The 17,997-nt window shown below is 60.8% G+C and carries 21 protein-coding genes; 10 read left to right on the forward strand and 11 right to left on the reverse strand.

The annotated features are described in order from the left end of the window. Positions 1–1,668: an ABC transporter substrate-binding protein gene (locus Q0877_RS15065; protein WP_299169278.1), complete on the reverse strand. Its 1,668-nt coding sequence runs from the start codon at positions 1,666–1,668 to the stop codon at positions 1–3. Between the two features lie 160 nt (positions 1,669–1,828). Between Q0877_RS15065 and Q0877_RS15070 the strand changes: the two genes are divergently transcribed. Beyond that, the gene (locus Q0877_RS15070; RefSeq protein ID WP_299169280.1) at positions 1,829–2,545 is read left to right on the forward strand and encodes a YoaK family protein; all 717 of its coding nucleotides are present in this window, start codon (positions 1,829–1,831) and stop codon (positions 2,543–2,545) included. Here the strand turns inward: Q0877_RS15070 and Q0877_RS15075 are convergent. Further along, positions 2,542–3,279 (reverse strand): GAF and ANTAR domain-containing protein, encoded by a 738-nt coding sequence (locus Q0877_RS15075; protein ID WP_299169282.1) that lies wholly within the window; start codon positions 3,277–3,279, stop codon positions 2,542–2,544. The two genes, Q0877_RS15070 and Q0877_RS15075, sit on opposite strands and share 4 nt — an antisense overlap. Positions 3,280–3,436: 157 nt before the next feature. Between Q0877_RS15075 and Q0877_RS15080 the strand changes: the two genes are divergently transcribed. Both Q0877_RS15080 and Q0877_RS15085 read left to right on the forward strand, forming a co-directional pair. After that, positions 3,437–3,676: a hypothetical protein gene (locus Q0877_RS15080; RefSeq protein ID WP_299169284.1), complete on the forward strand. Its 240-nt coding sequence runs from the start codon at positions 3,437–3,439 to the stop codon at positions 3,674–3,676. Between the two features lie 3 nt (positions 3,677–3,679). Continuing rightward, on the forward strand, positions 3,680–3,967 hold the full coding sequence (locus tag Q0877_RS15085; protein ID WP_299169287.1) for a GNAT family N-acetyltransferase: 288 nt from the start codon (positions 3,680–3,682) through the stop codon (positions 3,965–3,967). A 4-nt stretch (positions 3,968–3,971) separates the two neighbouring features. Here Q0877_RS15085 and Q0877_RS15090 read toward each other — a convergent pair whose 3' ends face one another. The 3 genes from Q0877_RS15090 to Q0877_RS15100 form a co-directional block, all read right to left on the reverse strand. After that, the gene (locus Q0877_RS15090; RefSeq protein WP_299169290.1) at positions 3,972–4,556 is read right to left on the reverse strand and encodes a DUF1992 domain-containing protein; all 585 of its coding nucleotides are present in this window, start codon (positions 4,554–4,556) and stop codon (positions 3,972–3,974) included. 91 nt (positions 4,557–4,647) lie between these two features. Continuing rightward, positions 4,648–5,661, reverse strand: coding sequence for a GTP pyrophosphokinase family protein (locus Q0877_RS15095; protein ID WP_299169292.1), 1,014 nt, complete (start codon positions 5,659–5,661; stop codon positions 4,648–4,650). 205 nt (positions 5,662–5,866) lie between these two features. Beyond that, positions 5,867–7,183 (reverse strand): DUF1524 domain-containing protein, encoded by a 1,317-nt coding sequence (locus Q0877_RS15100; protein WP_299169294.1) that lies wholly within the window; start codon positions 7,181–7,183, stop codon positions 5,867–5,869. 241 nt (positions 7,184–7,424) lie between these two features. Here Q0877_RS15100 and Q0877_RS15105 point away from each other — a divergent pair, with 241 nt between their 5' ends. The 3 genes from Q0877_RS15105 (at position 7,425) to Q0877_RS15115 (ending at position 9,400) form a co-directional block, all read left to right on the forward strand. Continuing rightward, on the forward strand, positions 7,425–7,853 hold the full coding sequence (locus Q0877_RS15105; RefSeq protein ID WP_299169296.1) for an excalibur calcium-binding domain-containing protein: 429 nt from the start codon (positions 7,425–7,427) through the stop codon (positions 7,851–7,853). Between the two features lie 48 nt (positions 7,854–7,901). Next, complete coding sequence (locus Q0877_RS15110) at positions 7,902–8,657, forward strand: sortase domain-bontaining protein (RefSeq protein ID WP_299169298.1); 756 nt, start codon at positions 7,902–7,904, stop codon at positions 8,655–8,657. A gap of 92 nt (positions 8,658–8,749) precedes the next feature. Further along, the gene (locus tag Q0877_RS15115; protein ID WP_299169328.1) at positions 8,750–9,400 is read left to right on the forward strand and encodes an NADPH-dependent F420 reductase; all 651 of its coding nucleotides are present in this window, start codon (positions 8,750–8,752) and stop codon (positions 9,398–9,400) included. Positions 9,401–9,489: 89 nt separating this feature from the next. Here Q0877_RS15115 and Q0877_RS15120 read toward each other — a convergent pair whose 3' ends face one another. After that, positions 9,490–10,746 carry an MFS transporter gene (locus tag Q0877_RS15120; protein WP_299169300.1) on the reverse strand — a complete coding sequence of 419 codons (1,257 nt, stop codon included), beginning with the start codon at positions 10,744–10,746 and terminating at the stop codon, positions 9,490–9,492. A gap of 88 nt (positions 10,747–10,834) precedes the next feature. Here Q0877_RS15120 and Q0877_RS15125 point away from each other — a divergent pair, with 88 nt between their 5' ends. Continuing rightward, positions 10,835–11,290: a hypothetical protein gene (locus Q0877_RS15125; RefSeq protein WP_299169303.1), complete on the forward strand. Its 456-nt coding sequence runs from the start codon at positions 10,835–10,837 to the stop codon at positions 11,288–11,290. A gap of 22 nt (positions 11,291–11,312) precedes the next feature. Beyond that, complete coding sequence (locus tag Q0877_RS15130; protein WP_299169306.1) at positions 11,313–11,567, forward strand: DUF3072 domain-containing protein; 255 nt, start codon at positions 11,313–11,315, stop codon at positions 11,565–11,567. A 96-nt stretch (positions 11,568–11,663) separates the two neighbouring features. Here the strand turns inward: Q0877_RS15130 and Q0877_RS15135 are convergent, their stop codons facing one another. The 3 genes from Q0877_RS15135 to Q0877_RS15145 form a co-directional block, all read right to left on the reverse strand. Further along, the gene (locus tag Q0877_RS15135) at positions 11,664–12,287 is read right to left on the reverse strand and encodes a Pr6Pr family membrane protein (protein WP_299169308.1); all 624 of its coding nucleotides are present in this window, start codon (positions 12,285–12,287) and stop codon (positions 11,664–11,666) included. Positions 12,288–12,392: 105 nt separating this feature from the next. After that, positions 12,393–13,097 (reverse strand): uridine kinase, encoded by a 705-nt coding sequence (locus Q0877_RS15140; protein WP_299169310.1) that lies wholly within the window; start codon positions 13,095–13,097, stop codon positions 12,393–12,395. Between the two features lie 948 nt (positions 13,098–14,045). Further along, positions 14,046–14,456, reverse strand: a complete 411-nt coding sequence (locus Q0877_RS15145) for a hypothetical protein (protein WP_299169311.1) — start codon at positions 14,454–14,456, stop codon at positions 14,046–14,048. Between the two features lie 1,764 nt (positions 14,457–16,220). Here Q0877_RS15145 and Q0877_RS15150 point away from each other — a divergent pair. Then, on the forward strand, positions 16,221–16,427 hold the full coding sequence (locus Q0877_RS15150; protein ID WP_299169313.1) for a hypothetical protein: 207 nt from the start codon (positions 16,221–16,223) through the stop codon (positions 16,425–16,427). Between the two features lie 69 nt (positions 16,428–16,496). Here Q0877_RS15150 and Q0877_RS15155 read toward each other — a convergent pair whose 3' ends face one another. Beyond that, positions 16,497–16,787, reverse strand: a complete 291-nt coding sequence (locus tag Q0877_RS15155) for a hypothetical protein (RefSeq protein ID WP_299169315.1) — start codon at positions 16,785–16,787, stop codon at positions 16,497–16,499. 254 nt (positions 16,788–17,041) lie between these two features. Beyond that, positions 17,042–17,560, reverse strand: a complete 519-nt coding sequence (locus Q0877_RS15160; protein ID WP_299169317.1) for a hypothetical protein — start codon at positions 17,558–17,560, stop codon at positions 17,042–17,044. A gap of 129 nt (positions 17,561–17,689) precedes the next feature. Here Q0877_RS15160 and Q0877_RS15165 point away from each other — a divergent pair, with 129 nt between their 5' ends. After that, the gene (locus tag Q0877_RS15165) at positions 17,690–17,881 is read left to right on the forward strand and encodes a hypothetical protein (protein WP_299169320.1); all 192 of its coding nucleotides are present in this window, start codon (positions 17,690–17,692) and stop codon (positions 17,879–17,881) included. The last annotated feature ends 116 nt before the right edge of the window (positions 17,882–17,997 follow it).

The raw sequence follows: 17,997 nt of genomic DNA on the forward strand, positions 1-17,997 counted from the left end.
TCAGTTCTCTCCTTCGAGTTCCTGAGAATCAGCAAGGAACGCCGCGTTGCTCAGGTGGACCACGCCGTCGGCGAAGGTCTCGATGCCTGCAACGTTGTTGGTGTAGGCGGTGAGGCTGCGCTGCCGGTACAGGTAGATCAGCGGGTTGTCTTCCTGTAGCCGCTGCACCACCTCGCCGTACAGTTCAGCGCGCTCGGCGTCGTCGTTGACCTGGGCCGCGCTCTTGAGCAGCTGGTCGACCTCGGGATCGTTGTAGCCCGAGTAGTTGTTGCCTCCGCCTGTGGAGAGGAAGTTGAACATGTTCCCGTGAGGGTCGACGCGCCCGGACCAGCCCAGCTGCAGCATCTCGAAGTCACCGCGGGACTGGACGTCAAGGAGTGTGGAGTACTCGACCGGCAGGATGGTGAGCTTGAACCCGCCATCTGCCACGGCTGCCTGCAGTGCCTGCGCAAACCGCAGCGTGTCGGGCGTGTTGCTGACCTGCATCTCGATGGCGTACGGCGTTTCGATGCCGGCTTCCTTGAGGAGTGCCTTGGCACCCTCGGGATCATAGGGCGGGCAGTCCTCGCTGAGCTCGGAGCTGAAGGGGCTTGCCGGCGAAATCGGCGAGCAGGCCGGCTCGAACCAGCTGTTGAAGACGGTGTTCACGAGTGCTTCGCGGTCGATCGACATGGACAGGGCCATGCGTACCGCGGCTTCCTGGGCGAGCGGCGTGTCAATCTCTCCGACGGGCTCCCCCACGCCCTCCGTATTTCCCGTATTGATGGTCAAGCCCTGATAGCCGAGGGAGCCGACCTGCAGCACTCCGACGCCGTCCTCCTGCATCAGGGCGTCGACGTCCTGCGGTGAGATGGTGTCGGCCACCTGAACGTCGCCGGAGCGAAGGTTCGCAGCGCGGATGTTTGCGTCGGTGATGATCCGGTAGGTGATGGTGTCGAGGTGGACGTTGGCGGCGTCGTAATAAAGCGGATCCCGCTCGACCTTGATGGAGGTCTGCGGCACCCGTTCAACGAACTTGAACGGCCCCACGCACACCGGGTGGTCACCGAAGTCTTTACCGGTTTCCTCGAGCGCCTTCGGCGAAAGCATCATGCCGGCACGGTCGGCGAGGGCTGCAGTCAGCGGCGCGAAGGGCGTCTTGTAGGTGATCCTGACATGCGTCTCGTCCACCGCTTCGATGCTGCTGATCGGGCCGAGCTCGCTCTTGCGTGAGGAGTCGTCGAGCGTGAGGTGCCGTTCAAGGGTTGTCCGCACTGCCTCCGCGTTGAACTTGGCACCGTCGGCGAAGACTGCGTCCCCGCGCAGCGGGATGGTGACGGTCAGTCCGTCGTCGGAAACTTCGGGCAGCTCTGTGGCAAGCTGCGGCACAAGCTCACCCTCGGCATCGATGTCGTACAGCTTCTGGCACATCGTCTGCATGACGTAGCGCGTGTACAGCGAGGAGGACGTCGTGGGATCAAGCCGGTCAGGCTCGGCTGAAAGCGCCATCACCAGGTCACCGCCCTCGCGCACTTCGCGGTCGCCGATGGGGATGGAAGTGATGTCCTCGCGCTCCGGTGCCGGTTCGAGCGCCTGGATGGGTTGGCAGGCGGTGGCAGCAAGAACGACGGCGGCTCCCGCCGCTGCTGTGTGGAGCAACCTCGTGCCCACTTGGCTGCTGAATTTCATGCAGTTCCTCTGGTCGATTCACGTCTCTGTGCGTCGGTCTACTGTCTTCGATCTGCCACTTTGAATGGTGATTGAATACAATTGCCGTCACGAGCCTAAGCTTCGTATACATTCATTACAAGATTGTTTCCAAAATTTCTTGTCCGCGAAGGGGATCCGCATGCCAACCTCCCGGCTTTCGACTGACCGCCTGCATCTCACGCTGATGCTGATCCTCACGTTTTCCACGGGGGTGATTGATGCGGTCGGCTACCTGGGTCTCGACAGGGTTTTCACCGGCAACATGACCGGCAACGTGGTGTTGCTCGGGATGGCCGTAGCCGGCGGGGATGATCTGCCCGTGCTGCGGCCGGCGCTGGCGCTGCTCTTCTTCATGGTGGGTGCGCTGCTGGCCGGCCGACTGCTGCGCAAAGCACCTGAGGGGTGGTCCGGCCTGACTTCTGTCGCCTTCGGAGCGGTGGCGTTTGGCACCACGGTGATTGCCGTCGTCGTCGGCCTGGTCGATGTCGCCGCGGATGAGATTCTGGGCAGCGTCGTTACGTCGGGCCTGGCCATCGTGATGGGTATTCAGGCGGCTACGGCCAAGCGGCTGAAGGTCGCGGAGGTGACCACCGTCGTCGTTACCTCCACCATTACGGGCTTGGCGTCCGACTCACGGCTGGCAGGGGGCAAGGGGAAATTCTGGGGCCGCAGGTCGCTGGCCATCTTGCTGATCGGCCTGGGGGCGGTAGCCGGCGGGTTCGCGTTGCTGATCGACCTGTGGGTGGGCGTGGCCATTTCCGCTGTGCTGTCGGCAGCAGTGTCAGTGACTGGACACCTGCGGTACCGCCGGGACCGGGCTGCATCCCGCAGCGAAGAATTGGCGGGGGCGTACTAGGCGTCGAAGTGCGTAGTGGCGCCCGACTGGTTGACGGATTCGACGATCGCGGCAGCGACGGCATGAAGTTTCACGTTGCGGGCGCTGGAAGCGGCCTTCAGGATGTTGACGGCTTCCTCCTGGGTGCAACGGTTTTGGCCCATGATGATGCCCACGGCAAGATCAATAGTGGTGCGGTTCTCCATGGCAGCCGTGAGGTTATTCCGAGATTCCAGCAGGCTTGCCATCCTCACCGCGAGGCGCAGCGAACTCGAAGCCTCTTTGGCAAACAGCTCAGCTGCTTCAAGGACGATGGGGTTGAAAGCGTCCGGTTCGCGGCAATACAGATCGAGACCAGCGTTTGCACCCTCATCCAGCACGATCGGGATGCCAATCGCTGAGCGAACCCCGCTGTGTTCAATGGCTTCCCTGTAGCCGGGAAACCTGTCCTCGGTGTGGAAGTCAGGCACGATCACGGTCTCCAACTGCCGTGCGGCGCGAAGGCATGGACCGTCGTCGAACGCATACTGGACCTCATCCAATTTTCGCGCTTCTTCGCTGCTGCTCGCCACAGTTGCAGCGCGTTTGGTGCGGAGGAGGGTTATAGCACAGTAGATGTCCGTGTTGGCCAGGTTCGACAGGCTTTGTGCCGCCACCTGCACCGTTCCGTTGAGAAACTCTTCAATCTCAGAGCTGTCGAGCACCAGGTCCTGGAGTTGCTTCCGGACCGACACTTCGTCAATCTCGTTCGTCATTTCCGCAATCCGCCTCTGCCTACTTGTTCTGTAGGCACACTAGCAGAGCGGAAAACACACTCATCGGCCCCTGTCGGGCATGAATCGCTTGTGACAAAGCGTCCATCCCCGTAGCCTGAAGATAATCAACAGTCTACTTACTATTGGAGGCCGAAGAATGGGCATCGACGACGTCAAGTGGAACGACCAGGCCCGCGAAAAGATCCTTTCGGACGCGGACAAGGCGCTGCAGGAAGCGGTGAAGGAAGCCGCGGCATCCCAATCCGGCGGTGACCGCGATCAGGTGTACAAGTTCCTGTTCGAGAAGCTGCAGCCTCAGTTCGTCGACTTCGAGCCGGGCCCCGACTTGAGCAAGTACGCTGATGCAATCTCCAGCGGCGAGTTCGCTGCGGAGTAGCTGATGGCGGCTGAAGCGCAGGTGGTCAACAACCCGGACGCCGGGAAGTACGAGGTCACTCTCGACGGTGAACCAGCCGGCTTCGCCGCGTACCGCCTCGAGGACTCCCGGGTAGTCTTCACCCACACCGAGGTTGACTCCGCTTTCGAGGGGCACGGTGTCGGCAGCGCGCTCGCCCGGCACGCACTGGATGACGTCCGTGAGCGCGGACTGCATGCAGTGCCCCGGTGCCCGTTCATTGCCGCGTACATCGAGCGGCACCCGGAGTATCAGGATCTGGTGGTCAGCTGAGAAGCTAACGACGACGGCGCCACCACGGTGAGCGCTTCGCCTCCTCCTGCTGTGCTGATTCCTCTGCAGCCTGGGCCGTTCGCGCCGCGCGGCGCTCGCGCCAGCGCTCCAGTTCGTGTTCGATGTCGCGGGTGTTCGTGATCACCGGGGGTCCGCCGAGCAGCTGCCTGCGGGCATCGACAACCTGCCGGTTGAAGTCCTCAAGAAGCTCCCGTGCCCTGGACTCCATGTACTGCTGGTCCAGCTTGTCGTCCAGTTCCGCGTCTTCTTTGCGGAGGCGGAAAGGAGCCGGGGCAAGGCCGGAAAGCTGTTCCCGTTCGATCAGGCCTTTAACCCACCAGTCCGGGTCAAGCGTTGTGCCGAGACCAGGGATTGGTTTGCCCGCGTACTTCAAATTGTCGAAGTCGCCGCGGGCCGTTGCCTGGCGGATCTCAAAATCGGCCTTGGCAGCAAAGTCGGTGATCGGCGCCTGCTCTTCATCGTCGTCGACCTGCTCGATAGCCTCCGCACCACTGCTCCCTGAACGCCGGGCGGCACGGTATTCAGAGGCGCGCTGCATGCGCCGGGCGCGCTCGCTTCGCTCGTTCATCTGTACCTACGCTTTCGCTGCTTCTACTCCAAGTATTCCGGCGTTTCGGAACCGCGGGCAAGCGGAGCCCCTGCTTGTTCGGCGCCCAACCTTAGTCGCGGAGTCGTCGCAGCCGGTGGGTCAGCTTGGCGCGCCTGTTGCGGTCGTGGCCGAGCGCCTGAGTCTTGTCGATGTGGTCCTGTCCGTAGCGGAAAAGGAGCAAATCGTCTGCGGCGCGCACGTGGCCTGGCGCAAACTTGTACTGGATCTTGCGGGCTATTCCGTCCCAGTCGGCGGACCCGGTGAGCTCCGATGCCTGCGCCAGCGTTGTGATGCCGTGGGTTTCCAACAGTTCGCGTAACCACTCATATTGCTCAAGGCGGCTGCGTGGGTTGTCGGGCAGGGCCTGTTCGAGGATGCGCTCGAGCGATTCGCCTGTCAGACCGGCGGGCAGGAGGCCGTCGGAGTCCTTGGGGTTGGCTTTTTCCGCGGCGACCACGCTGCTGATGGTGCTGAACTGGTTGTCGGCGAGCTCGATCAGCCCGGATGCGAGCGTGAACGCTCTGTTCACCTCCGCCGGCACCGGGCCTGCACTCTTGTAGCGGATGTCATGCTCGAATTCCGCCCACGCGTGCTGCAGGATGGTCCGGAACTGCACTTCGAATCGTTCCCCGATGTGGTTGCGGCAGCCGTTCGGGGCCGCCCGCTCGCTGATTTTCAGTACGAGGTGCTGGCCTGAATAGCCGAATTCACCCTTCTCACGTTGTTCTGCCGTCTTGTCGACGTGTGCAAGAACGTCGAACGAGTTGCGAAGTGCTGTAATCGCCCTTTCGACATCCAGTTGAAGGAACGTGATGACCCGGATGCCGATGACGTCATCGATGCCGTCAAGTCCATCCGCATACTTGAGGGTGCCGTCCGGATTGAGGCGCCGGAGTTTTTGCTCCAGCGACTGGTAATCCTTAACCCGGAATTCGATGGCGTGGTAGTTGAGGCCGTCGTCGTCGAGACGGGCAGCGATGGCATCCTGGATTGCGTTGGCGGCTGCGCGCTTCTGGTGTTGGGACGCAGCGTATTCCTCGAGCCACTGATCAATGAGTGGATCGTGGGCGGAATCCGAGTCCATACGCCTCCTGCCAGTACCGGTGAGCTCAACCTACTCCCTCCGACTGCCGGCATCACGCTCATGAAGTGCGTCGATGTTGCTTCCGCTGAATTTCAAGGAGAAACTCCTGTCCCAGCCGCAGCCCTTCCCGCGCGGTGAGCGGGCCGTCATCGTCACGAAGCGATGTCCGGTTATGACTGGCGAATGGCGGTGCGCCACGGCATCGTTACTCGCAGCCGACGCCGTCACCGTCGCGGTCCAGATGCCCTCCATAACCAGGCTGACCTGCACGAACCGGAGCCGCACCGGCCGCTCGGGCAGCTGTGCAGTTGGCGTAATACGCGGGGGCAGGAGCGGGGGCAGGTGCCGGTGCTGGAGCAGGAGCGGGAGCGGGAGATGGTGCGGGAGCAGGCGCTGGGGCGGGAGCAGGCGCTGGCGCTGGCGCTGCCTGTTCCACAACGGGCTCCGGTTCAGGGCTAGGTGTGGGCGAAGGCTGGTTGGTCGGAGCCATCGTGTCAGCGCAGTCCGATAGCACCCGCGCCATGGCGTCGTGCTCGGCTTGCGTCACCCAAAGGTTGTAGGTTGCCTTCACCGAGATCTGGCGAGCGACGTATTCGCAGCGGTATTCACGGTTCGGTGGGAGCCAGGTGGCGGCGTCGCCCGCGCCTTTTTGCGCGTTCGTCGGTCCGTCGGTCGACTGGAGGTTCAGCGGGTCATTCGCGAAGGCAACCCGCTGTTCGTAGGTGAGTTGCTGGGCACCCTTCTGCCAGGCGTCGGCGAGCGCAACCATGTGGTCGATCTGCACGTCAATACTGGTGTCCTGCCCGCGGAGGAAGGCGATGGTTGTTCCCGTGTAGGGGTCGTCAAGCGTGCCTGACCGAACCTTGCACGGAACAGAATTGGCGTGGACGATGTCACGAAGATCCCGGTTGAGCATGTCGTTCCGGGTGTCGCAGCCGTTGCGGTCGACGTCGAGCCAGGCCTGACCGAACTGGTCCCGGTCATACCCTGTCTTCGGTGCGCGGCCCTTGATCGGCAAGGTCTCAAGCAGAGCGAGTGCTCTGATGCCATATTCGGGTTGGTTGCTGGGTGCGCTGGGATCGCCATCGACGTCGACAACGGTGTCCCCGTCTATCGGCGCTACATCGGGACTGGGGGTAGGTGATGGCTTCGGAGAGGGAGATTTGGTCGGCTCCGGCGTCGGGCTATGTGACGGTTCAACAGTGGCGGTTTCGGTTTGCTCGGCGGTGGCCGCGGGAACGGTGTCTTCCGCAGAGGGCGTAAGGGAACCGCCGACCAAGATTGCGACAACGCTTGCCGCTGCGACGATGGATCCTGCCTTGCGACCAGCGAGCCGTGCCCAGGAACCGCGGCCGGTGAGCACCGTGTAGAGACCGGTGAGGAGTGCGAGGAGACCCGCCATGACCAGAGCTCCCCCAACTCCGCCCGAGATGAGACCAATAACCAAAAGAAACAGACCAAACCCCGCAACAATGAGCGTCGAAGCCTTTGCCTTGCTCCTCGTCCGAGTCTGTGTCTGCATCGGGTCGGGATTTTGAGCGGGAGGTAGCGAAGAAAGATTCAAGAGTGCCCCAGAAGTACGAGTAATGGTTGAAGCTACGAGTGACGGTTGAATCATCGTATCGGGGGTGGGATAGCACAGCCGAGTCGATTAGTGCAGTCCTTGGATAAAAATGTGGATAACCTTGACGACTAATAAGCTGGCTGTCTAGTCTCGTGTGACCCGCGTCTCATCACTCGCGGAATCAACATGAGGGGAAATCATGAAGAAAACAACAGCAGGACTAGCAGTAGCAGCTGCGGCGGGCTTCGTAGCCCTGTCCGCGACGCCGGCGTCCGCGGCACACCTACCATTCCCAAACTGCAGCGCTGCGGCGGCATTGGGGGTGTATAACATTCCGGCGGGGACACCGGGCTACGCCCTCCACCTGGATGCCGACCGTGACGGCTTCGGTTGCGATGCAGCAGGAACTCCTGCATACAACCCCGCCTTGATTGGAGAGCACATGCAGCCCGCACCCGCCCCTGCGCCCCCGATGGGAGATCAGGTCACGATGATGCCTGTCGGCGGTGCATCCACCGGCGTCGAAGTAACACAAACCGACAACACCGCACCAGTTGCACTCGGCGGTGGACTTGTCCTCGCCCTGGCAGCCGGTGGAACGTACGTCGTCCGTCGTCGCGCGGCATAGCGGAGTCATGTCATCGAAAGCATCAAGTGATTGGATACTTTCCTGCACATGACTAGCCGTTTCCGGGACCGTTGCGGGAGCCTACTGGCTGCCGCAACGGTCCCGCTGCTGCTTCTCACGGGTTGTGCTGCACCGAGCCCGTCCGATGCCGCAGGAACCCAACCCACTTTCACTGTTGCCGCGCCCGCTTCACCGGCTGAGGCGGCCCCGACAACGGCACCAACCACTCCCCCGACTACGTCGGCCGCGCCGGTCGGGTCGGCAGCAGCTGACTTCGCCGCTCCAGAAGGGGCGCAACCAGAAGCGTCCACTGAACCCGTGTCTCCGGCCGAAGTAACGCCCCAGGTATTCGGTCGCTCTTTGCCAGTAACCCTTTCGATGCCGACCCACGGCGTACGGTCGGGTTTGCTCTATCTCGGGCTTCAACCGAACGGATCGCTCGAGGTACCTCCCGGTCATCCTGGTGCGCCAGCGTCGTGGTACCGCAACTCCCCCACTCCGGGCGAACCGGGACCTTCGGTGTTCCTCGGGCACGTGAACGCCAGCGACGGCGGCCCCGGCGTCTTCGCCTGGATCAAGCAGTTGAATCCCGGTGACACCATCGACATCACCCGTGAGGACGGCACCGTGGCGACATTCGCCGTCGAGCGCGGCGAACAGTACTCAAAACATGCCTTCCCAACACAGACCGTCTACGGCAATACGGAAGGTCCGGAGCTCCGCCTCATCACGTGTGATGGCTACGACTCGGCCACCGGTACCTTCAACGACAACTACGTGGTCTACGCAAAACTCGTTCCGTAGCACTCGTGCACCCCGCACCGACAGGCCGCGATATTTCTGTCATGCAGGAATATCCGCCCGGTCGGGTGGTTGTACCCGCCATGGATAACAACCTGACAACCATCGGTTTCATCGGCAGCGGCAACATCGGGTCGCAGCTTGCACGGCTGGCCATCCAGAACGGGTACGGCGTCGTGATGAGCAACTCGCGGGGGCCGGAAACACTGATCGACCTCATCGACGAGTTGGGCGACCGCGCCCGGGCGGCAACGCCGGAAGAGGCAGCGGAAGCCGGTGACGTCGTCGTCGTGAGCGTTCCGCTCAAGGCGATTGATGCGGTGCCGGCCGCCCCACTCAAGGGCAAGACGGTGATCGACACCAACAACTACTACCCTGAGCGCGACGGAAACATCCCGGAGCTCGACGACGAATCAACTACCAATAGCGAACTCCTTCAGCAGCGCCTGCCTGACGCCCAGGTGGTGAAGGCCTTCAACAATATCTACGCAGCACACTTCACGAGCAAGGCGACTGAACCGGGCACGCCGGGTCGCCGTGCGCTTCCCATCGCCGGGGACGACGACGGCGCGAAGCGGACCGTTGCGTCGCTGATCGACCAGTTCGGGTTCGACGTGGTCGACGCCGGGCCCCTCGCTGAGGGATGGAGATTCCAGCGCGATACGCCGGTTTACGGACCGGAGTATGACGTGGATCAGGTGCGGGAAGGGCTGACCCAGGCGAAGCGCTACGCCGAGATGACGTAGCCCGTCGCCTTGTAGAACCGCTGGGTGCGCAGCTAACAGCGGAATGCGCGCCGAAAAGACTCGTTAGCTCACGAGCCAACGCGGGTGCGTTAAACGGAGAGCGGCCGGGCGGTCCGCATCGTCGTCGCGCCGGCAACGATGAGCAGCACCAGGACGCCAGCCGCCCAGGCGAGGCCCGAGTAGCCCACCATCGCCAACACGAGACCGGATGCCGCTCCGCCGACGGCGCCGGCGAGGTTCATGCTGAGATCGGTGCGGCCCTGAATGCGTGCGCGGGCCGCGCCGGTCACGAGGTCAGTGACGAGCGCTGAGCCCGAGACGGTGGACGCACTCCAGCCCAGACCAAGGACAATCAGACCGATGGTGACCAGGACAGGGTCATCCTCGCCGAGCGCGACTGTCACCAGCGCTATGACGAACAGCGCCTGGCCGATCAGGATGGTCCCGACCCGCCCAACCCTGTCACTCAGCCAGCCGAACACCGGCGATAACGCGTACATGCCAGCGATGTGAAGGCTGATAGTAAGCCCCACAATCGTGAGCGTCACGCCGTGGTTCACCAGATGTACGGGCGTCATGGACATGACCGAGACCATGACGGCATGGCTCACGGCAATCGCGCCGATGGCGAAGATGAGCGCTCCCCTGCCTCTGATCAATCCCGGAGTGTCATCAGCAGCGTCCGACGGCGTTGCCCGGCTGACGAGGTAAGGGTCCGGTCGCAGTGCAACAAGGTAGACGGCCGCTGCTGCGACCTGTGCGCCGACGGCGATGAGGAACGGACCCGTTAGCTCCGGCATTCCGAGCGTTTCAGCGACCACCTCACCGGGACCGATCAGGTTCGGGCCGAGCACCGCTCCGACAGTGGTGAACCATACGACCAGCGAGAGGTCCCGTCCGCGGTGCTCGGGGCTTGCAACGTCAGTGGCAGCGAACCGGGACTGCAGGTTGACGGCGGTGCCGACGCCGAGCAGAGCGAAGGCGAGGAGCAGCAACGGGAACGATCCGAGGGCGGCCGCCCCGATGACGGTGAGCGATCCGGAGGCAGCAATGAACGCTCCGGTTGTGAGGGCTGCCCGTCGGCCGAGCCGCTGCGCCAGGCGCGCCAGCGGGATAGCACTGGCTGCTGCGCCGAGGGTACTCAGAGTGGCGGCTGTGCCGGAGAGCGCCTCCGAACCGGAGATCTCTGCGGCCATCACCGCCCCGATCGAGAGGACTGATCCCATCCCGATTCCGCCGAGGATCTGGGCCGTGATGAGCACCCGGACAGTGTGGCGCTGGATGGCAGGGAGGTCGGGCGCCGTCGTCGTACTGTTACCGGCGGGAGTCCTGCTGGAGGTGGGCATGAATTCAGGGTATTAGGGTGCCGCGTATCGGCATAGGGCCAAGGCTGGATCTGCCCATCGGCGGCATCTGCTGTATATGGTAAGCAGTATGACTATCTCAGGATCGGATGGGCCGGACCGCAACCACCAGCGGCCCGCAGCGGCTTCGGACAAGACGGTAGAGGCGCTCGGAAAACTCTCAGAGGCACTCGAAGTAGTGGAGCACGCGCGTGGGCTGTTGTACGGATTCCACCGGTTGACGGGTACCGCGGACCTCGCTCTCGGCGAAGCTGTAGACCTGTTGCGCGAGGCGGGTCATGAGACTCTCGCCGACGAGGTGGAGCGTGATGTTGTGGGCAGGAATGTCATCGAGGGACGGTGGACGTTCCAGATTGTCGAGGACTATGACGACCACTATTACGCAGAGTTCAAAGCATTCGAGAGGCGTGCCCGCGATGAACTCGTCGAGGGGAAGCGCCACCTGTTCGAGGCGGAAATGAAGGAAGACCGCCGAACCCACGGCCGCGCGCACCATGAAGCGCTGCCGCCGGAAGCAAGCCAGTAGAACCGACACTGAAGGAGCAATTATGTCTGACGAGACTTTGGGAAGCCCGACGCCGGAGCCGCAGGGCGGTTTTGCACGTGACCCTGAGGAGTGGGTCACCGGTGATGAACCTATGACGGATGCCCAGCGTAGCTACCTGGACACGCTGGCGCGGGAAGCTGGGGAGGAGATTCCGGCCGACATCACCAAGGCGGAAGCTTCGGAGCACATCGACCGGTTGCAGAAGGCCAGCGGTCGGGTGTCCGGCGGGTCTGATGAGGCCCAGACCGGCGGATAGTTCCGGCGCGTGAGCGGGATTGCGCCGATCGACGTCGTGCGCAGGCCGGTGCGGGCTCTCGATCTTCAGTGCAGCAGTTACTCAGCACGGGATTGCTTACCGGTTGCGTGCCGAGCGGCGAGCCCCTCGAAGGCTCACTCTACTGACCCAGATGATTAGGGCGCCGAACGCTGCGAACGCAACGGCGATGACTACGACGTACACAGTTACTGACCCGTAGCCGGTGGTGGGGCTAAGGAATGGGTATGGCACCCAGCCGTCGGTTGCACCACGTACAAGTACGACCGCGCACCATGTCAGCGGGTAAATGAGAATCAGGCCGATCGTTGAGAACGGCAAGCGGCGCCTATCTCTGCTCAGGAGCCAGTCGAGGAGTGCGTAAATTGGAAACGCTACGTGCAGGACCCAGTTCGCCCACGCCAGATCGACCCCACCGGCAAGACCTGCCAGCAGCGAGTTGTATACGACACCGACCACGACCATGTACGTCGTTGTCGCAGCCCGAACAGGAACTAGCCATGCCGGTGTTCGTCGTCGACCAAGCTCAAAGACCGCGGCGACAAAGATCACGAGCGCGGTCATGATGTTGCTCTGCATCGTGAAGAACCCGAAGAAGTTGAACGGGTTGATCGTCGTCCTCGACGCGGTATCGAGGAAGGTCGCAACCACTGCTGTACCGACAGTGACTGCAGAGATCAACCGGATTACAGGACGTATCATCGAGCGCACCCAAACGTAACGCGTGGTCATAAAAGGCACAGGGTTCGCTTGCGCCCGGAGAAGCCCACGCCGAAGGGATCCTTCACCGTGCAGCTCGGGCGTGGTCTAATTCGTCCGCCTGTAGCATGCCTGATCCGGTGAGATGATCGTTGGCTTTTGAGGGTCAGTGTTGTCAACAACGAGCGTCGCCCGCGCAGCCGGGTCACACTCGGCCATGTAAAGCTTCTGACCGCCGACATACCGGTGCATCGCTGGATGGGAAGGGTCCGCCGGAGACCCATCTCGCAGGGACATGCGGTCAGCTGTGACCTGGAAAGGGACATCAAGAAACACGGAATAGTCCCAGCTGGTTCGCACTTCGTCCCGATTTAGGAACATGCCGTCGACGATGACGATGCTCCCAACGGGTGCCAGCTGCTGGGGCGGTTCCAGCAACTGGTCGGAGTCGAGGTCATGGCCAGCGGGCCGGAACCATCCCGAGCCCCGATTGGACAGCGGTCCGAGCACGAAAGCATGTAGACGCTGGTAATCGTAGGAGTCGAGCCAGAATCCTTCAGGGGAGGAACGACCGCGCTGGTATCTGATCTCGCGTGGTTGGTGGAAGTTGTCCAAACTAATTCGTATGACGGGCTTGCGAACGGAACGCATGTGCTCTGCCAGGGCGTCAGCGAATATCGTCTTCCCAGCCCCGTCGACACCATCGATTCCAAGCATGACGCGTTTGGAGTCCTTGTGGCGAATATCTATGACCCGCGTGATTTCAGCTAGCACCGTGTCACGGTTGAATTGGTGCCTCGGAATCGTTCCCATATCTCGAGCGTAGCGAGAGGCAACCACACAAAGTTCGCGACTTCGTTTCCCAGTATTCGATTTCTCAGCGTCCGTATGCCGGTAAGCCGGTAAGCCGCTCTAGGGTCGGAGACCTCCATCGGATTCCACATACGGACCGCACGCCGAGCCGGTTCACCGAATCGCCTACCAGAAGCGTTCGAACATCAATCTGTCGAGGACATGGCGGTACATTTCGGGCCAATCTATCTCGGGGTGACTGGATGCCGCCCATGCCGCGAGTGCATTGGTGTAGTTGCTGATCGGCCCACCTGGATCGGGCACACGGCTTGCTTCAGCTTCCAGCCTATTAATCGCTGCTCGCGCCTGCTTGGAGAGTACCGGTTCCGGGCCTTGCATTGCTGGGGGTGAAATGTACCGCCTCCAGGTTTCGCTGTAGGCCTTCAATACTGTATTCAGTTCGTGGTCCCTCATGGCTCAAGTATCGTGAATTTATCTGGCCGACGCCGGCATACCTCCGCGACCACGAAAGAAGTTTGGTTGGTTCGGCTCCCCTCCGACTCGCATAGCGAAAAGGAACTTTGGGCAGAACTCAACAGTTCCGTCTCTGGCTGTCACCAGATTTGGCTCCCTACATAGGGTTCGCCCTAAATGATCCCCCACCGCTCTTTCTCGGGCGGGTCGATAGGGCCTGACAAGAATTGAGGGGCCGACAATCAACGCCAGTTACTGTCTGAAGTAGCCTGTCCACATGAGCGAAGAGCCAGGAAGAATGCGCCGGGTGACGGATTTCATTGGTATTACTCAGTCTGCCCAAAGCCAACAACGCCGCCCAGTCGGATCGAAACCGTGGTGGATTTATGTTGTGTCAGTCGCCCTTCTCGCGTTCGTGATCACTCTCGCCGCTGGCGCTTTGCTGTAGGCAGTCACGGAACAAGGATCCTCCACCGAGCATGTGACTCGGGCTGACTAGCGGACCGGGAAGTCACCCTCGTAGTCATTCCATGTACCTGCCAGTTGATGCATAGCGAAAAGCTGGTCGTTCACAGAAGCGTCCTTGCCTGCGAAGTCCATGATGAAGTAGTTCACACTAAAGCTGTCGGTAAGGGTCGAGTTGTACTCTGTGGCCGCGGCACGCGTTCGAAAACGGTAGTAGTTCGCTTCAGCAGTGCTGTATGCCTCAACGCAGCCAACCTCGGCACCGCATGCTAAGTCAGTGATCTCTGTGACCTCGGTAGTTACATCTTTCCCTGTGTACTCGGCTTCCATCACGTCCTCGAGCGTGAGGGTGAGTTGAGGGTGCAGAAACAAATAGATTATCCCTGCTACGAAGACCAGTGGTACTCCTACCAGGACTGCGATCAGCCATTTCTTCCCCATGCCGCACCATTATGCAGGAGTCGGTCGAGTCGACGACCGTCCGCAAGCCGGTCCTTCATTGGGACGCTTTGGCGGAGGTGAAGGGCAGAGAATCCCTGAGGGTCATTCAGCTAGCCGACATGAATCACAAATCGCGGAAGTGAGCTTTCATAGCAACGATTCACCCTGAGCTACGAGCTGGGCAGAGGGTTCACTGGAGCGACGCGCCCATCTGCAAAGGTCAGACTCTCGACAACTAGCCCGTCAGGTAAGCGAACCCCTTCTAGGGCAAGACTCAACAAGCCATCCCTCATCGCGCCTTCCGATCCCGTGATCCTCTTACTGGTCTGGGCTACCGTATGAAGAAAGGCATGATGGAAGCACGCGGGGGTGCAGTGTGAAGCTAGGACCTTTTCTGTTGGCAGGTGTTGTCCTCGGTGCGACCTCGTGTGCGGCGGCCGGTTCAGCACGGCCCAGCCCGCGCCCGGAGACTCCAGGAACATCTGAGGTCCAAAAGGGTCCTTCCCCTGAGGATCCGCACTCGCTGCAACTGGGTGAGGGTTCCCCAGCGAATGAGCAGGTCTCGCATGCGGCGAGCGAGTTAAGCGGAGCGCTGCAAGACGACGACCGACTCGCCTCTGTAGAAGTCATTGGCGGGAAAAAGATCGTCGTGCACTGGGACGGTCCCGTCGATTCTCGGTTGCAGAGCCTCCTGGGGCGCTTTCCTGATGTGGAGATTGCGGTTGAAGCCACCGCCTGTTCACCCGGAGAGGTGCGAGCGAAAGGTAAGGAGTTGTTTACATCCGATCCAGCAATCAAGGCTTTCGCCCTAACGCCTGATGGGTCGAGCGTTAAGCTACTGCTGGATCCATCGCTTAAGTCGAAGAGCGACATCGACAGCTTGGAAAGTACCTATGCTGAAACGTTCGGATGCCCCGTCAAAGTGGAATTCGGAACGGTAACGCCCGCCTAATACGGGGAAAACGTCACTCGATTCGAATCCTCAGCGGACATTGGTGGCTTGTTGGTGCGCTCTTTGCGCTGACGCTTATTGATTCGTATCGAGGCGGACTGGGGTGGAACGCGAGGGTCCTCCGCACTCTTCAGATCCACCGATCCTTGTCCATTCCAGGGGCGCTTGAGTAATGGCCAGGATTGTTCCGCTGGCGTCGAGGGCTTGTGCTGTGACTTCAGCAGGTTGAACCATGCTGGTTTGGACCTCCCATTTCTCCTCGCTGATGCGCGAAGTGATGAATTGGGAGAAGAGCTCAGTAGGTTGCGATTGTTGGGGTGCAGGCGTTGCAAAGGTATCTGGTGGAGGTGGAGGTGGAGGTGGAAGCGTGGCGGTTGGTTGTTGTGGTGGCTGGACAGGCACTCCGTTCGAGCAGCCTTCTTCGTCTGAGCAGAGCTTCACTGCGACCACTGAGCTAGCGCGGGATCCGCTTATTTCGACGGGAACTACCGTTGAGTGAGCTATTGCTGGGCATGCCGTGACCGCCGGAGGGGCGGAACATCCGCTTGCGGCAGTAAGCGTTACGAGCGCTGCTGTTATGGCTCCTGATATCCGCATGTCAACATCGTGTCAGAGACGGTCCGCGCTTGTCCTTCGAATGGATCCCTCTCCGTGCGTCCGCCAATGCACCGAGTGGAATCTTCAACGATGGTGTGCCGTTAATATTTCCCGTCCACAGGCGTTCTGGCATCTGGTTTGCTCGGGGAATTCGTGGTCTCATGAGTCCACGGAAGTTTCCCATTTGGGAAGTCTCGGGTGGTGAAGGAGCTGTCATGGCCGAAACCGGTGACCTCACAATTCCGCTGCCGACCCGACTGAACGTGGCCGCACAACTGGTCGTTATCACGCGATTTCTCGCGGCCCTATGTTGGCTCGGTGTACTTGCCACGCTGGGAATCATTACCAGCGGAGCCGTCCTTTTATTGGCCATCCCACTCATCATCACCGCAGTGGCCTTTTGGGCTGCTCGCTACTCCTGAGCCGTTCTACTGAAGAGGTTCAGCGCTGGCTGATCTCAGGCTACCGACAATAGGATTCCTCACCGCGCTCTATGTCCGAGGGGCGGCGTTACTACAACCGAAGCCTTCAATGAGCCGGTTAATCTCATCCAAGCACAACAGCTGGACAGTCTCATTGCCCGGCTCGAGAGTCCACACCTGATACGCCACCTCACCTGATACGGACACATCATGGTCCTGGTTGTCGTACCAGACCTCCAGTGCCCTTTCGGGCTCCTCGACCATCGCAATGCGGGAGTGCCATCCGGTGACGGCCTCGTGTTTAACCTCCCAGCCTTCATAGGCATGATCTACAGCGATAGTTGATCTATCTCGAGCCACTGCGGCGTCGATTGCCGCATGAAGGTCGACTAGGAATTTCGGCCTATCGGGCTCGATTAGTACTTGGCTTTTCCGCGGACGCTTGCGCATATTTGGCCACCCTCCCTGCGTGCCTCTTCAGTCTGCCAGCGATCAAGACGCACGTGTGGATCATTTGAGGCCCATGGATCCTTTCACCGCACGCACATTTCTCTAGCTGATTTAGCTGTGCAGAAGGCTGGGTCCCGACCGGCACGAACCGGAGTTAGTTAGCTCTATTCGGCTTCTTCTTCAGTGTCTTCGAACCGGTATACATGCGGCAACCTTCTTATCTCCCTGATGCCGAGAAGGATCAACCCAATTAGAAGAGGGATGAGCACTATGGTGAGCAATTCATGCTCTCGAGGTGGTTTTTGCAGTACAAAAATGATGATCGGTAGCCCGACTAACATGATGGAAGCACCCACAATTTGAAAGATGAACCAGAGCCTCTGATGTCTGGCATCCGGATGGTTCATGGGGTCCATAGACGCTTGCATCCGCTCGATCGGCACCGCCGTCGGATCGCTGACTTCCGCTTGGGCTGCCTGTTTCCTACGGCGGCTCTGGAAAATCCACCATGCGACCGTAGATAGGAAGAAAGCACACCCCACGACCAGCAAGAAGATATTCCAGCCCGTCCAACCCTGCTCCGCTATAAACAGCAAGGGCGGGGTGGCTACGACCACGCCCAGAATAATGCCAGCCCAGATCCGGAACGGGGAGCCGGACTGGCGAGGTGAAAGAGGAGACATGTCGTCATTGTTCCTTATCTGATACGCCAAGGTTCAGCGACACCTCTTCCAACAAACGGGATCTCCTCACCGCACCGCTCTGGGAAACAGGCCTCCCTGCCTGCCTCTGGCCGCGTACGATGCGAGGTGATGAACACCTTCGAACCTGTTCTTTTCTTCGTTTGCCTGTTTGGCGGCGTCGCGCTAATCATCGGGAGCTCGCTGGTGGCGATCCGACATCCCCGTAGAAAGGGCGAGCGCTTAAGCAAGGAGAGAAAAGTTTGGATGGTCGTGCCCGTCCTGGGTGCAGCCTTGATCATTGCCGCAGTTCTCAGCCTCTGAAATGTGCACGGCCTGCTGATAAAAGTGGCCGACCAACAGGATCCCCTTGCGTGCTGTTTCTCGGGCGGGCCTAACGGTGAGATCTGAAGGATTCCAAGGGACTTCCCTTCCTGGCT

This window comes from uncultured Arthrobacter sp., from assembly GCF_947495145.1.
Taxonomy (GTDB): Bacteria; Actinomycetota; Actinomycetes; order Actinomycetales; family Micrococcaceae; genus Arthrobacter_D.

Bases quoted from the DNA above. Each gene is read 5' to 3' on its own strand.
- Q0877_RS15065 (WP_299169278.1), bottom strand. From the start codon at position 1,668: ATGAAATTCAGCAGCCAAGTGGGCACGAGGTTGCTCCACACAGCAGCG.
- Q0877_RS15070 (WP_299169280.1), top strand. From the start codon at position 1,829: ATGCCAACCTCCCGGCTTTCGACTGACCGCCTGCATCTCACGCTGATG.
- Q0877_RS15075 (WP_299169282.1), bottom strand. From the start codon at position 3,279: ATGACGAACGAGATTGACGAAGTGTCGGTCCGGAAGCAACTCCAGGAC.
- Q0877_RS15080 (WP_299169284.1), top strand. From the start codon at position 3,437: ATGGGCATCGACGACGTCAAGTGGAACGACCAGGCCCGCGAAAAGATC.
- Q0877_RS15085 (WP_299169287.1), top strand. From the start codon at position 3,680: ATGGCGGCTGAAGCGCAGGTGGTCAACAACCCGGACGCCGGGAAGTAC.
- Q0877_RS15090 (WP_299169290.1), bottom strand. From the start codon at position 4,556: ATGAACGAGCGAAGCGAGCGCGCCCGGCGCATGCAGCGCGCCTCTGAA.
- Q0877_RS15095 (WP_299169292.1), bottom strand. From the start codon at position 5,661: ATGGACTCGGATTCCGCCCACGATCCACTCATTGATCAGTGGCTCGAG.
- Q0877_RS15100 (WP_299169294.1), bottom strand. From the start codon at position 7,183: ATGCAGACACAGACTCGGACGAGGAGCAAGGCAAAGGCTTCGACGCTC.
- Q0877_RS15105 (WP_299169296.1), top strand. From the start codon at position 7,425: ATGAAGAAAACAACAGCAGGACTAGCAGTAGCAGCTGCGGCGGGCTTC.
- Q0877_RS15110 (WP_299169298.1), top strand. From the start codon at position 7,902: ATGACTAGCCGTTTCCGGGACCGTTGCGGGAGCCTACTGGCTGCCGCA.
- Q0877_RS15120 (WP_299169300.1), bottom strand. From the start codon at position 10,746: ATGCCCACCTCCAGCAGGACTCCCGCCGGTAACAGTACGACGACGGCG.
- Q0877_RS15125 (WP_299169303.1), top strand. From the start codon at position 10,835: ATGACTATCTCAGGATCGGATGGGCCGGACCGCAACCACCAGCGGCCC.
- Q0877_RS15130 (WP_299169306.1), top strand. From the start codon at position 11,313: ATGTCTGACGAGACTTTGGGAAGCCCGACGCCGGAGCCGCAGGGCGGT.
- Q0877_RS15135 (WP_299169308.1), bottom strand. From the start codon at position 12,287: ATGATACGTCCTGTAATCCGGTTGATCTCTGCAGTCACTGTCGGTACA.
- Q0877_RS15140 (WP_299169310.1), bottom strand. From the start codon at position 13,097: ATGGGAACGATTCCGAGGCACCAATTCAACCGTGACACGGTGCTAGCT.
- Q0877_RS15145 (WP_299169311.1), bottom strand. From the start codon at position 14,456: ATGGGGAAGAAATGGCTGATCGCAGTCCTGGTAGGAGTACCACTGGTC.
- Q0877_RS15150 (WP_299169313.1), top strand. From the start codon at position 16,221: ATGGCCGAAACCGGTGACCTCACAATTCCGCTGCCGACCCGACTGAAC.
- Q0877_RS15160 (WP_299169317.1), bottom strand. From the start codon at position 17,560: ATGTCTCCTCTTTCACCTCGCCAGTCCGGCTCCCCGTTCCGGATCTGG.
- Q0877_RS15165 (WP_299169320.1), top strand. From the start codon at position 17,690: ATGAACACCTTCGAACCTGTTCTTTTCTTCGTTTGCCTGTTTGGCGGC.